Below are 11839 nucleotides of genomic sequence, written 5' to 3'. Positions count from 1 at the left end.
GCCGTCATCCTCGAGGGGGAGTGGGCGCCGGGCCGCGTACGGAGAACCAGCGGCGGGCGGTCTCGCCGCGCACCACCCACAGGGCCGCCCCGTCGACGCAGAAGACCAGCAGCACCGCCGGACTGGGCGCTCCGGAGGCCAGCGAGCCGATGAAGGCGAGGAGTGTCGAGCACGCCACGAAGGCCAGGCACACGACCAGCACCACACGGGTCCAGGGGCGGCGCCTGCCGGCCAGGACGGCGCAAGCACCCTGAAGCGCCGCCAGCCCCCAGCAGAACAGCGCCACGAACCAGGCCATGCCCATCGGCATGATCAGGTCCTGTCCGTGCTCCCGCTTGCTGTAGTTCTCATCGAGGACGGCCCAGCCGCCGAAGGCGGTGCCCACCGCGTGCGCGACGACGACCACGAGCGCGAAGACGAGGGCCCCGGAGAAGCGCGCCGCCTCGGGTGGACGGGGATCACCGGGCGGACCGAGCGGGTGGGACGGGCCGGATGGGTCGCTCCGGTGGGAGAAGTCCCGCATGGGGATCACCTCACGCTTTCGTTCGGGAGTCGGGCAGGTGGTGGACCCGGGCCCAGTCGACCTCGAAGACGGCGCTCTGCAGGCCGTCTTCGTAGACGTTGTCGAGCTGGATGGTCTGGCGCGTGGACGGGGCGCACGGGACGCAGTCGCGGCCCGCGTTCGCGCCGCCGGAGAAGCGGAACCACTTCTTTCCGTCGAGGAAGCCGCGGAGATGGTCCGCGGTCCACTCGACGGCGACGTTGTGCCACCGCGACAGGTCCACGCCGCACTTCCGCGCGAACTCCTGCTGTACGGGCACGTCCTCCGGGTACGGGTAGTGCAGGAATGCCTCGGCGCACCGCTCACCCGGGCCGCCGTTCTCCAGGTAGTCGTGCTCACCGTCCCGCGGATGTCCGCCGGAGCCGGGCCGGAGGATCAGCAGCGGGTGGTACTGCCGCCCGCTGTCGGGGGCGGTGGCCCGGGAGCGTACGCGCGCCTCGCAGGGGCCGTACCGCCGTCCGTACGGCGAGGCGAGCCAGCCGCTGTCGCCGTCCGCCTCGCCGGTCATGCGCAGAACGCCGCCGACGACCCGGGTGTTCGCGTCGCAGCGGCGGACGTTGCCGCTGTGGCCGGGCCGGCACTCGCCGGGGCCGCCGCCCGCCAGGCGCCACTTGTCGCGGTCGGGTACGGCGGGGTCAGCCTCGGAGCCGTACCCGAACCCGTCCGGCCACTCGGGCGGCGGGGCGCCCCAGCCGTACCGTTCGGCGGCCGTCGGCGGCCGTCGGCGGCCGCGCCGGAGCGGCGTTCGCCGTGGTGGACGTCGCGAGGTCACCACCGGGGCAGCCGCTCCGAACCCCACGGCGAGGGGCCGGGCACGAGCTCGTCCGTACATGCGTCTCCTTCAGCTGTCGCGTGTGTGAGGGGGCGGCCCGAGCCCTCCCCCCTTCGCCCGGGCTCGGACCGTGCCGTGGCCGTTCCCGGCCACCGCCCCCGGCCATTCGACCGCCGTACGCCGTTGTTCAGCAGGCCCTGTCCCGGCGCCGAACAACCCGAGGCGCGAACCCGCGGGGCGGGCCGGCCGCGGCCAGTCGTGAAGACCGGGTGAACGCCCGTGTCCCGCCCGCGGTTATCCGGCAGTTCGGTTGCGGTCGCGCCTCCCGGCTTCCTACCGTGGGCGTCCGAGCGGACGCACCGGGTGACGCCCTGGTGGCGACGCGGCGGAACGAGGGGGCGGGCACGTGTCGGGACAGCCAGGGCCGGGCCGCACCGAGGGCGAACTGGACCCGGGGGCAGGACCGGTTCAGCGGTTCGCCGCCGGGCTGCGGACGCTGCGCGAGGCCGCGGGGAAGCCCACGTACCGGGCCATGGCTCAGCGGGCGCGGTACGGAGTGACCACGCTGTCGCAGGCGGCGGCCGGGAAGCAACTGCCCACCCGAGCGGTGGCGCTCGCCTATGTGGAGGCGTGCGGCGGCGACGTGACCGAGTGGGAGCGGCGCTGGCGCGAGGTGTCGGCCGAGCTCGCCGCCGAGGTGTCCGGAGACGAGAACTCCCGGCCGCCGTACCGCGGTCTGACCCGGTTCGAACTGGCCGACGCCGGACTCTTCTTCGGCCGCGACCAGCTCCTGGAGCGGCTGACCGCACTGAACCGCGAGCACCGCCTCACCGCCGTCTTCGGCCCCTCCGGCAGCGGCAAGTCCTCGCTCCTGCGCGCCGGCCTGATCCCCCGGCTGCGCACCCCGCCGAAGGACGCCGGCGACGGGGACCGCGGGCCCGCTCCGGCAGCCGTACGGATCTTCACGCCCGGCCCCGATCCGCTGCGCACCCACGCCGGCCGGCTCACGCCCGTGCCCGGTACCGACGCCGACACCTGGCTGATCGTCGACCAGTTCGAGGAGCTGTACACCCTCGGCGCCGACCCGGCCGACCGGGACGCCTTCATCGACCGCCTCGTCGCCGCCACCGGCAGCCGGCTGCGCGTCCTCATCGCGGTGCGGGCCGACTTCCTCGGCCGCTGCGCCGAACACCCAGGCCTCACCGCCGCGTTGCAGGGAGCCACACTGCTCGCCGGGCCGATGAGCCGCGCGGAGCTGCGGGAGGCCATCGTGCGCCCGGCCGCCGCGGACGGCCTGATCGTCGAACGCTCCCTGACCGACCGCCTTCTCGACGAGGTCGAGGGCGCCCCGGGCGGACTGCCGATGATGTCGCACGCCCTGCTGGAGACCTGGCGCCACCGCAGCGGCCGGGTCCTGACGGAGGCCGCGTACGAGGCGGCGGGCGGACTGCGCGGCGCCGTCGTCCGGACGGCCGAGCAGGTGTACGGCGAACTCACGCAGTCCCAGGCCGAGGTGGCCCGGCGGGTGCTCCTCCGGCTCATCACGCCCGGCGACGGGGCGGCGGACACCCGCCGCCCCACCGAGCACGCGGAGCTCGACTTCGGCAGCCCCGCCGACACCCGCGTGGTGCTGGAACGCCTGGTCCGCGCCCGCCTCATCACGTTCGACGACGGCACCGTCGACCTCGCCCACGAAGCCCTCATCACCGCCTGGCCCCGGTTGCGCGCCTGGATCGACGCCGAACGCGACCGGCTGCGCGTCCACCGGGCGCTCTCCGAGTCTGCACGCACCTGGCAGGCGCTCGGCCGGGAGAGCGCCGCGCTCTACGCGGGCTCCCGACTGGACGCCGCCCGCGACGCCTTCCCGGAGGACGCCGCCCGGTCGAACGGCACCGCGGTGAAGACCCGGGGCAACGGGGCGAACCGCCGCGGCGCCGAACTCACACCTCTGGAAGAGCAGTTCCTCACCGCCTCGCTGCGCCGGCGGCACCGCACCGCGCGACTGCGGCGTACGGTCGTGGCCCTGCTCGCCGCTCTCGGGCTGCTCGCCACCGGCACCGCCGTCGTCGCCCTCCAGGCGCGCGCCACCGCGCAGGCCGAACGGGACGACGCCGTCTTCGGCCGCCTCACCACCGAGGCCGACAGCGTCCGCGAGATCGACGCCGGGCTGGCCGGCCGCCTCGACGTCGCCGCGCACCACATGCGCGCCACCCCGGACACCCGGACCCGGCTGGCCTCGGACGCGGGGCGGACGCTGGCCACCCGGCTGCCCGGCCACGCCGGTCTCGCCAGCTCCGTGGCGTACGCGCCCGACGGCCGCACCCTCGCCAGCGGCGGCCACGACGGCACGGTCCGGCTGTGGGACACCGCCGCGGGGCCCGGTTCCGCGGACCGGCGCGGAGGCCTGGGGAAGCCGCTGGGGAAGCCGCTGCGATTCCCCACGGGCCCGGTCGGCGCGGTCGCCTTCGCACCACAGGGCGGTGGCCTCCTGGCGGCTACCGGGAAAGGCGGCGGCGTCCGGCTGTGGGACGTGCGCGACCGGGAGCGGCCCCGCCCCGTCGGCCGGCCGCTGATGAGCCACGACGGAGAGAACGTCGTCTCCGTCGCGTTCGCACCCGGCGGCCGGACGCTGGCCACCGCCGGAGACGACGGGACCGTACGGCTCTGGGACCTGAGCCTCCCGGACCGGCTCACACCGCTCGGCGAGCCCGTCGAGGCCGACGCGTCCGAGAAAGGCAGCGTCCGCGCCGTCGCGTTCGCCCCGGACGGGGGCACCCTGGCCACGGCGGGCTTCGACGGCACCGTACGGATGTGGCGCACGGGCGAGGACGGGATCGAGCCGCTCGGCGAGCCGCTGCGCGGACACACCGCCTCCGTCTGGACGGTGGCCTTCTCCCCGGACGGCCGGACGCTGGCCACGGCGGGCTTCGACGACACCGTACGGCTGTGGGACGTGTCCGGCCCGGGCCGCCCGCGGCCGCTGGGCGATCCGCTCACCGAGCACACCGCGCCCGTCATGTCGGTGGCCTTCAGTTCCGACGGCCGCACCCTGGCGAGCGCGGGCGAGGACAACGCGCCGATCCTGTGGAACGTGGCCAACCCCGCGTATCCGCAGCAGCTCGGGGAGCCGCTGGCCGGCCACACGGAGGCCGTGTGGGAGGTGGCTTTCAGCCCCGACGGCCGTACCCTCGCCAGCGCCGGCGCCGACCGCCGCGTCCACCTCTGGCACCGGCCGCCGACCGTCCTCACGGACTTCACCAACCCGCTGACCGCCGTCGCCCACAGCCCCGACGGCCGCCTGCTCGCCGCCGCCAGCACCGACGACGCGCTGATCCGCCTGTGGGACGTCGACGAGCCGGGCCGCCCGCGCCGCATCCCGCGGATGCTCACCGGCCACGAGGACGAGGTACTGGCCGTCGCGTTCGCCCCGGACAGCCGCACGGTGGCCGGCGGCTCGCTGGACGGCAGCGTACGGCTGTGGGACGTCTCCGCGCCCGAACGTCCGGCCCCGCTCGGCGAACCGCTGGACGCGCACGACGGCGGCACCGTCACCGTCGCGTTCGCCCCGGCCGGCCGCGTACTGGCCACCGGCGGCGAGGACGGCACGGTGCGGCTGTGGGACGTGCGCCGGCCGGACCGCGTACGGCCGCTCGGCGCACCGCTGCGCGGCCACGGGGACGCCGTCCGCTCCGTCGCCTTCGCCCCGGACGGGAAGACGCTGGCCACCGGCGGCGAGGACGGCACGGTGCGGCTGTGGCACGTGCACGACCCGGCGCGCGCGCGGCCCGCCGGTGCGGCTCTCACCGGGGACGACGGGTCGGTCAACGCCGTCGCCTTCGCCCCGGACGGGAAGACGCTGGCCACCGGCGGCGAGGACCGTGCCGTACGGCTGTGGGACGTCCGCCGGCCGGACCGCGCCCGGCGGACCGGAGAGGAACTGGACGGGCACCGTGGGCCGATCAGGTCGGTGGCCTACTCGCCCGACGGGAAGACACTGGCCACCGGCAGCAGTGACCACACGGTCCGGCTGTGGGACGTGGCACAACCGGACCGTGCCGAGCCCGCCGGCGGGGAACTCACCGGGCACCTCGACACCGTCACCTCCGTCGCGTTCAGCCCGGAGGGCGACACCCTCGCCTCCGCCGGCTACGACCTGACGGCCCGGGTGTGGCTCCTGAACACGGACCGCGCGGCGGAGTACGTCTGCGAACACACCGGCGGAACGCTCACGCGTGCCGAATGGGAGGAGCGCCTGCCGCGACTCGCACACCGGACGGTGTGCGACGCCCCTTAGCGGCACCCGTTGCCGTATCACCGGTACGCGCCCCGTGGCGGGCCCCGGCGACCGGGCCCGCGACCGGGCGGGGCGTCAGAGCTCAGCGGGTGAGGCTCAAGGGGCTCGGGGTGGCTCAGGGGGTGCTGAACTTCAGCACGGCGCCGTCCTTGTTGTGCGCGACGACGATCGCCTTCAACTCGTCACCGAACCCGGCCTCGCCGCCCGCGCCGCTCAGCTGCATCACGGTGCCCGCCGTGTGGAAGGTGACGGAGTCGTCGGCCACGGTGACACGCACGTTCAGCCCGTTCGCCGTGATGTCCGCCGTGGAGGTCACCAGGACCTCGCACGCGCCGTCCGAGCAGGCGCCGGTGTTCTTGCCGTCCGATGCCTTGGGCAGCGGGCCGGTGGGGCCAGGTGCGGGCGAGTCCGTCCCGTCGCCGGGTTCTCCGGGCCTCCAGCCCGCGGCGCACTGCTTCGCCCCCTCGTGCGCGGCCGCGAGCCGCGGGTCCTTCTCCGTCAGCGCCGGCAGGTCCGGCTCCGGTGGGGTCAGGGACTGTACGAGCTTGTCGACTCCCGCCGCACTGCCCTCGGCGTCGTCCATGGCCGCGGCCGGGGAGACCCCGACGAGGTCGGGAAGGACGGCCGCCAGCTTCTTCAGCCAGGCGGCGCGCAGCCGGTCGGCCGCGGGAACGCCCGACCGGCCGAGCTCCTTCAGGCCGCGGTCCACGGCCTCCACCGTGTCCGGTGTCCCGGAGAGGTAGCTCAGGGCGAGGAGTTCGGCCGACGGGCCGGCCTCTGCCGGGTTCCGGATCTCCTTCAGATCCGCCGCGCTGTCCTTCCGGAGGTTCTCGAGTGTGGTCGTCGCCTCGCACAGGCCGCCGATCCACCGCACCAGCTCCTTGGACGGCGACTGTGCCGGCGCCGGTGCGGCCGCCCCCTTGTCCGGCGCGCCGGCCCTGCCGCCATCCCCGCCTCCGCCTGCGCAGCCGCCGACGGCCAACGCCAGCCCGGCGGCCACCACCGCGACTCGTCCCCTCGTGAACATCCCGACGACCTCTCTCCGTGCTGTGACCCGGCCTTCGCGGGCCGGTCCCCGGCGCCGCGGAACCAGCTCAGCGCGGCACGGATTTGTTCAGCCACCCGGTCCGCGGCCGTGAACAACGCCCGGCGGCTGCGCGCCGCCGCCAGGAGCCGTCGGACGAGCCGCAGCCATGGGCATCACGATCGCCGGTGCGGCGACCGGCGTTCCGCCGCTACGCGGCCGCGCCGCTTCCGCCCCGCGCCGCTTCCGCCCCGTGCCGCCGACCGCCGTCCCGGTCCGCCGACCGCCGCCCGATCGCCGGAGTGACGGCGATCACGACGCGCTTCGGCGGGCGGCGCGTGGACGTGTGCGGTCGTCGCGCGGGGGCCCGGGAGGGCAGGCGAAGCCGCCTGGTCGTCACGCCCCGGGGCCGGGGTGGCTCCCTTCCGGCACCGCCCCGGGGGAGCGCACGTCGGCCAGGGTCGTGGCCAACGCCTGCCAGATGTGGGCCGCCAGGTCGAGGTTGCCGGACTCCGTCGCCTGCGCGCCGAGCCGTCGCAGGGCGGCGATGCCCTCGTCGACGCGGCCCGCCAGGATCATCAGCCGGCCGTCGAGGACCGACAGCCGCACCCGGTCACGGTAGGAGAGGCGCAGGCCCCGCGCGCGGAGAAGGGCCCGGGTGAGCGCGCCGGCGTCCTCCATCCGGCCCTGGTGGAAGGCGAGATGGGCCTGGAGCGCCCGCAGTTCCTGGAGCTGGAGCGGGGTGCCGATCAGGTCGAGGACGGAGGCGGCCTCGGCCAGCCAGCGCTCGGCGGCGGCCACCCGGGGCGGCGACATCTGCAGCGCGGCGGCGGTGGCGGCGGCACGCAGCCTGGTCCACAGGGTCAGGTCGTCCTGGCCCCGGAGGAGGCCAAGAGCCCTGTCCAGCCGGGCCCGGGCGGCGGCGTCGTCGCCCCGGCGGTTGCTCACCACGGCGGCCGTCCACAGCGCCTCGGCCGCCTGCGCGGGCGCGGCCCGGGGCAGCAGATCCCGCTCCATGTCCTCGACGTGCCGGCCGGCCGCCTCCAGCCTCCCGAGTTCCGTCTCGACGCTGATCAGCACCATCAGCGCGGCCAGGGTGTCGGAGACGGACAGTTCCGCGGCGCGGGCGATGGACAGCGCCTCCACCGCCGCCGGCTCCGCCGTGCGCATGTCGCCCAGGGCGCGGGTGCAGCGGGCGTACCTCACGCGCGAGCGTGCCCGGAGGTCCGGTGCCGCCAGCAGGTCGCTCAATTCGATGAGTTCACGCAGCCGCGTGCGCTCCCCTTCGTAGTCGCCGTCGCGGCCGGCGGCGCGGCTCAGCAGCCACAGCGCCTGCCAGCGGGCGGCGGGATCCTCGCCCGCGTCCTCCTCGACCGCGCGGCTGAGCGCCGCCGTGTCGTCCGTGCCGGGCGGCGCCGACATCACGGCGGCCAGCACCCCGGTCAGGGGCCTGCCGTCCGCCGGGCCGGTCAGGGCGGACGTGTCGACGCCGAGCCGGCCGGCGAGATAGGACACGGCGCGCTCGGTGGGGCGTCGCTCCCCCGACTCCAGGCGTGACAGGTAGCCCGTCGACATGCCTTCGCCGACAAGGCCGGCCTGGCTCAGGCCCCGTGCCAGCCGGAGCCTTTTCAGCCGACGGCCGAAATGCGGCTGCTCGAGCATCTCCCCCCTCTGGTTCCGTGGCGCGATCGGCGGGGCCTCTGGCGGCCCCGCCCCTGTGCGGGCCTGCCCGCTCGGGCGCGTGGAGTTGTCAACACTTTAGGGAGCGCGGCAAGAGGCGACAAGCCGCCACGTGCAGGTCAACTGCCTCTTCCAGAGGCGGTGTCCGGCTCCGTGGGAATGTTCTGTACCGGAGGTTCCCGGTGCTCGAAAAGGCGCGGCCGCACGAGAGTTGACAGGTTGTCGAGGTCGCTTGGCAAACCTTGCCAGAGGGGTTGCCGACCCTTAGTCTCGAAACCGTCGTTCCCCCTGTTGCGACCCCCTCTTCGTCCCGTGGAGGTTTTCGTGCTGCCCCGTTCCCGTCCGGGCCCGCGTCCGGCCACCGAGATCGAGTGGCCATGACAACGTTATCCTCGGTCTTGCCCCCGTTCCCTTGCCGGCCGCCTCGGCGCCGCCTCCTCTGCCCACCCTGATCCCACCCGGGAGCCCGGCGCCCGCCGCCGGCCCGCCCCGGGACGACGCGGACACCCGGCTCCCGCCACCGACGAGGTGGCACCCGCCGTCACCGGGCGCTCGCCGGCACCCAGGCGCAGCGCATCGGTCCGCTCCGCGTTCGTTCACCCTTCCCAGCCCCCCCCACGCGCAGGAAGAAGGACGGTACGTCCGTGGCGACCACGAGTTTCCCCGACGCCTCGCCCCGCAAGAAGAAAGCCAGCACCCCGGCTCCTCCCGCCCGCCGCGAACCCACCGGGAGCGGCGCGCCCCGCGGTGCCGCGCCGGCGGGCACCTGCACCGCCCACGCCTCACCGGGGGACCTGGTCGTCACGGCCGCGGATCCCGAATTCGCCCGGCAATTCGGCCTGAGCGCCGACGAGATATGCGGACGCGGTCTTCTCGACCTTCTCCGTTCACCCGTTCCCGCCCGGCTCAGGGAACAGTTCACCGCCCTTTCCGCGGGGCGTCGCCGACGTTTCACGGAAAGCGTGACGGGCCGGGACGGAACCGGGGCGAAATTCCTCGCGGAAGTCACCGGGGTCGCCGTACGGAACCCCTCGGGCGCCTTGGCCGGCGTGGTGGTCTTCCTGCGCCGCACCTCGGACGGGGTGTCCGGCGGGCCGGCGCTCAGCGCCCTCGACGCGCAGGTTCTGGAAGGGGTCGCGAGTGGCGAGTCCACGGTGCAGTTGGCCTCCCGTCTCTATCTGAGCCGGCAGGGAATCGAGTACCGCGTCGGGCAGATGCTGCGGAGGTTCGACGCGCCCAACCGCCCCGCGCTGGTGGCGCGTGCGCACGCGCTCGGGATGTTCGCCGCCGGGCAGTGGCCCCCGCGCGTCCTCCCGGAGCGCGTGCGGTAGCACGGAGCCGGGCTCGCCCGGGGCGGTGACACGTACACCGCCCCGGCCGCCGGCGTGCGTCTCACGCCGCCGAGGGCTGCCATGCCTCCTGGAAGCGGCGGCGGGCGCGGAAGAGCCGGGAGCGGACGGTGCCCACGGGCAGGGCGAGCACCTCGGCCATCTCCTCCTCGTTGAGCCCGTAGGCGCGCAGGGTGAGGACCTGCCGGTGCGCCTGCGACAGCCGCTCCAGCACGTCGGTGATGTGCACCGCGTCTAGGGGGTTCGCCTCCTGCCGCGACTCCAGCTCGGAGCAGCTGTGCTCCTCCCCGTAGCGCTTGGCGGTGCGGACGGCCTCGCGGACCGTCACCGAGCGTACCCAGCCGTAGAACGCCGCCGGTTCGCGCAGGGACCGCAGGCCGCGGTAGATGGCGAGCAGCGCCTCCTGCGTGGCGTCGGCGCCGTCGTCGTGGGTGATGGACCGGCAGATGCGGGCGACGTAGGGGGTGATGCCGGTCAGCAGGTGGTTCATCGCGTGCTCGTCGCCCGCCTGGGCGCGGGGGAGCAGCGTCAGGGGGGAGGGGAGTTCGCTGACGGTGGACATGTCGGACTGAGGCTCCTTACGGCAGCCGGGCGGGCGGGGAGCGTGAATCGGGGAGAGGTGTCAGGCCGTGACCGCGTCGGCGCGCCCGGGTTCCGCCGCCGTCGCGAAGCGGAGGAGGCCGGCGCGCACGTCGTCGCGGAACGCCCGCATGAAGGCCGGGCTGAAGCAGGCCGTGGAGTGCGGGAACTCGATGGAGAGCCGGCCCTCGAAGGAGACGACGCACGCCATGAGGGGGCTCCGGCCCGCCTGCGGGAAGTACTGCTCGCGGGCCGGCACCAGGCGCACGTCGAGCGCGCGCAGCCCGTCCGGCAGCCGCGGGCCGGGGACGACGCCCATGTTGGTGGCGATCACCGTGGCCAGTTGCAGCGCTGGTGTGCGGGGGATCTCCGGGGTGATACGCATCTCGTGGAAGTGGTCGCCCCGGGCGAGGAAGTCGCCCAGGCGGCCGTGCACGGTACGGGCCAGCTCCAGCGGCTCGGACTCCTCGCCCACCTCCAGGGTCTGGAGGTGGGTGGTGACCGCGGGGACCAGGGCGGCGGCGGGCACCGGCGGGGAGAGCCGGGAGCGCAGGTCGACCGGGGAGAGGCAGCCGAGGGTGCGGGGGCCGTCGCCGTCCAGGCGCCGCCGGGCCGTGGCCAGCAGGGTCGCGGCGATCAACGCGTGCACGGAGACGCCCGCGTCGCGCGCCGTCCGGCGCAGCCGCGCGGTGAGGTCCGCGTCCAGGGTCAGCCGGCGTACCTCGATGCGCCCCTCCGGTCCGGTCCCGTCGCCGGTGGCGGTGTCGTACGGCACCAGGGCGACCGGGTGCCGCCGTACCTCCTCCAGGCGGCCGTCGAGGTACTTCGCCGTGTCGGCCTCGTCGGCCGGGGGCAGCAGCCGGCTGACGGGCTCGGGCCAGCGCACCCCGGAGCCGTCGTCGGCGGGCTCCCCGTCGACCAGCGCCCGGTAGTGGTCCCACAGCGCGTTGTGCAGGGCGATGCTGCTGTGGCCGTCCGTGACGGTGTGGTCGATCACCAGGACGAACAGGTGGCTGTCACCGTCCGGCGCGCTGACCAGGACGGCCCTGCTCAGCGGACCGCCGACCGTCAGGGGCCGGTTCAGCTCCGCCGCGTAGGCCGCCTCCTCGTCGCCGGACCGGGTGACCAGACGGGGCCGCTCGTCCCCGTCCAGCAGGCGCAGGAGGTGGCCCGTGCCGTCCCGCTCGATGCGTGACCGCAGCCCCGGGTGGGCCTCCGTCATGGCGTCGTAGGCGGCCGACAGCGCGGCGACGTCCACGGGCCCGCGCAAGGCGCAGGAGAGCACGGCCCTGCTTCTCTGGCCCACGTAGAGCGTCTCGACCGGACACAGCGCACGGTGCATGCCGTCAGCCTTCTTTCCGTCGTTCGTTTTCGGGGGTCCCACGGCCCGGGATCGGTATGCCGCCGCGGCTGTCCGCGGGGGGCGGGGGCCTTTCGAGAGTGCACGGCGGAACGCGGCCGAATCCAGCGCGGAACCCGGCGTGCGGGGAAGTCGCGTGATTTCCCTAGAAGTTGGCGACCGGGAAGTGGGAAAGGTGCCGCGCACTCCCCGGCACCGCATTCTTCAGGGAAACCCCTG

General features: G+C 75.1%; 8 protein-coding genes. 2 read left to right on the top strand and 6 right to left on the bottom strand.

The features are described from left to right. Positions 1–4 precede the first annotated feature (4 nt). Both ABD347_RS17925 and ABD347_RS17920 read right to left on the bottom strand, forming a co-directional pair. Positions 5–523 carry a hypothetical protein gene (locus ABD347_RS17925; RefSeq protein ID WP_344362293.1) on the bottom strand — a complete coding sequence of 173 codons (519 nt, stop codon included), beginning with the start codon at positions 521–523 and terminating at the stop codon, positions 5–7. A gap of 10 nt (positions 524–533) precedes the next feature. Beyond that, positions 534–1394, bottom strand: coding sequence for a glycoside hydrolase family 16 protein (locus ABD347_RS17920; RefSeq protein ID WP_344362291.1), 861 nt, complete (start codon positions 1392–1394; stop codon positions 534–536). Positions 1395–1740: 346 nt separating this feature from the next. Here ABD347_RS17920 and ABD347_RS17915 point away from each other — a divergent pair, with 346 nt between their 5' ends. Further along, the gene (locus ABD347_RS17915; protein WP_344362289.1) at positions 1741–5628 is read left to right on the top strand and encodes an nSTAND1 domain-containing NTPase; all 3888 of its coding nucleotides are present in this window, start codon (positions 1741–1743) and stop codon (positions 5626–5628) included. 115 nt (positions 5629–5743) lie between these two features. Here the strand turns inward: ABD347_RS17915 and ABD347_RS17910 are convergent, their stop codons facing one another. After that, on the bottom strand, positions 5744–6655 hold the full coding sequence (locus ABD347_RS17910; protein WP_344362287.1) for a hypothetical protein: 912 nt from the start codon (positions 6653–6655) through the stop codon (positions 5744–5746). Positions 6656–7048: 393 nt separating this feature from the next. Then, entirely contained in the window at positions 7049–8314 is a 1266-nt protein-coding gene (locus ABD347_RS17905; protein ID WP_344362285.1) for a helix-turn-helix domain-containing protein, read from the bottom strand. Positions 8315–8976: 662 nt separating this feature from the next. Here ABD347_RS17905 and ABD347_RS17900 point away from each other — a divergent pair. Further along, positions 8977–9663, top strand: a complete 687-nt coding sequence (locus tag ABD347_RS17900) for a PAS domain-containing protein (RefSeq protein ID WP_344362282.1) — start codon at positions 8977–8979, stop codon at positions 9661–9663. A gap of 61 nt (positions 9664–9724) precedes the next feature. On the opposite strand, the gene ABD347_RS17895 is transcribed toward ABD347_RS17900, so the two are convergent. Together ABD347_RS17895 and ABD347_RS17890 are read right to left on the bottom strand one after the other, a co-directional pair. Continuing rightward, positions 9725–10243 carry an RNA polymerase sigma factor gene (locus ABD347_RS17895; RefSeq protein ID WP_250079940.1) on the bottom strand — a complete coding sequence of 173 codons (519 nt, stop codon included), beginning with the start codon at positions 10241–10243 and terminating at the stop codon, positions 9725–9727. A 60-nt stretch (positions 10244–10303) separates the two neighbouring features. After that, positions 10304–11602 (bottom strand): phthiocerol/phthiodiolone dimycocerosyl transferase family protein, encoded by a 1299-nt coding sequence (locus ABD347_RS17890; protein ID WP_344362277.1) that lies wholly within the window; start codon positions 11600–11602, stop codon positions 10304–10306. Between the last annotated feature and the right edge of the window lie 237 nt (positions 11603–11839).

Origin of the sequence: Streptomyces gobitricini (genome assembly GCF_039532985.1) — a bacterium.
In the GTDB taxonomy this organism is placed as follows: domain Bacteria; phylum Actinomycetota; class Actinomycetes; order Streptomycetales; family Streptomycetaceae; genus Streptomyces; species Streptomyces gobitricini.
The sequence above is the reverse complement of the archived record's forward strand: the minus strand, read 5'-3'. Positions and strand labels throughout refer to the sequence as shown.

What these genes read in the sequence shown, in the direction of transcription:
- ABD347_RS17925 (WP_344362293.1), bottom strand. Translation starts at nt 523, where the DNA reads ATGCGGGACTTCTCCCACCGGAGCGACCCATCCGGCCCGTCCCACCCG.
- ABD347_RS17920 (WP_344362291.1), bottom strand. Translation starts at nt 1,394, where the DNA reads ATGTACGGACGAGCTCGTGCCCGGCCCCTCGCCGTGGGGTTCGGAGCG.
- ABD347_RS17910 (WP_344362287.1), bottom strand. Translation starts at nt 6,655, where the DNA reads ATGTTCACGAGGGGACGAGTCGCGGTGGTGGCCGCCGGGCTGGCGTTG.
- ABD347_RS17905 (WP_344362285.1), bottom strand. Translation starts at nt 8,314, where the DNA reads ATGCTCGAGCAGCCGCATTTCGGCCGTCGGCTGAAAAGGCTCCGGCTG.
- ABD347_RS17895 (WP_250079940.1), bottom strand. Translation starts at nt 10,243, where the DNA reads ATGTCCACCGTCAGCGAACTCCCCTCCCCCCTGACGCTGCTCCCCCGC.
- ABD347_RS17890 (WP_344362277.1), bottom strand. Translation starts at nt 11,602, where the DNA reads ATGCACCGTGCGCTGTGTCCGGTCGAGACGCTCTACGTGGGCCAGAGA.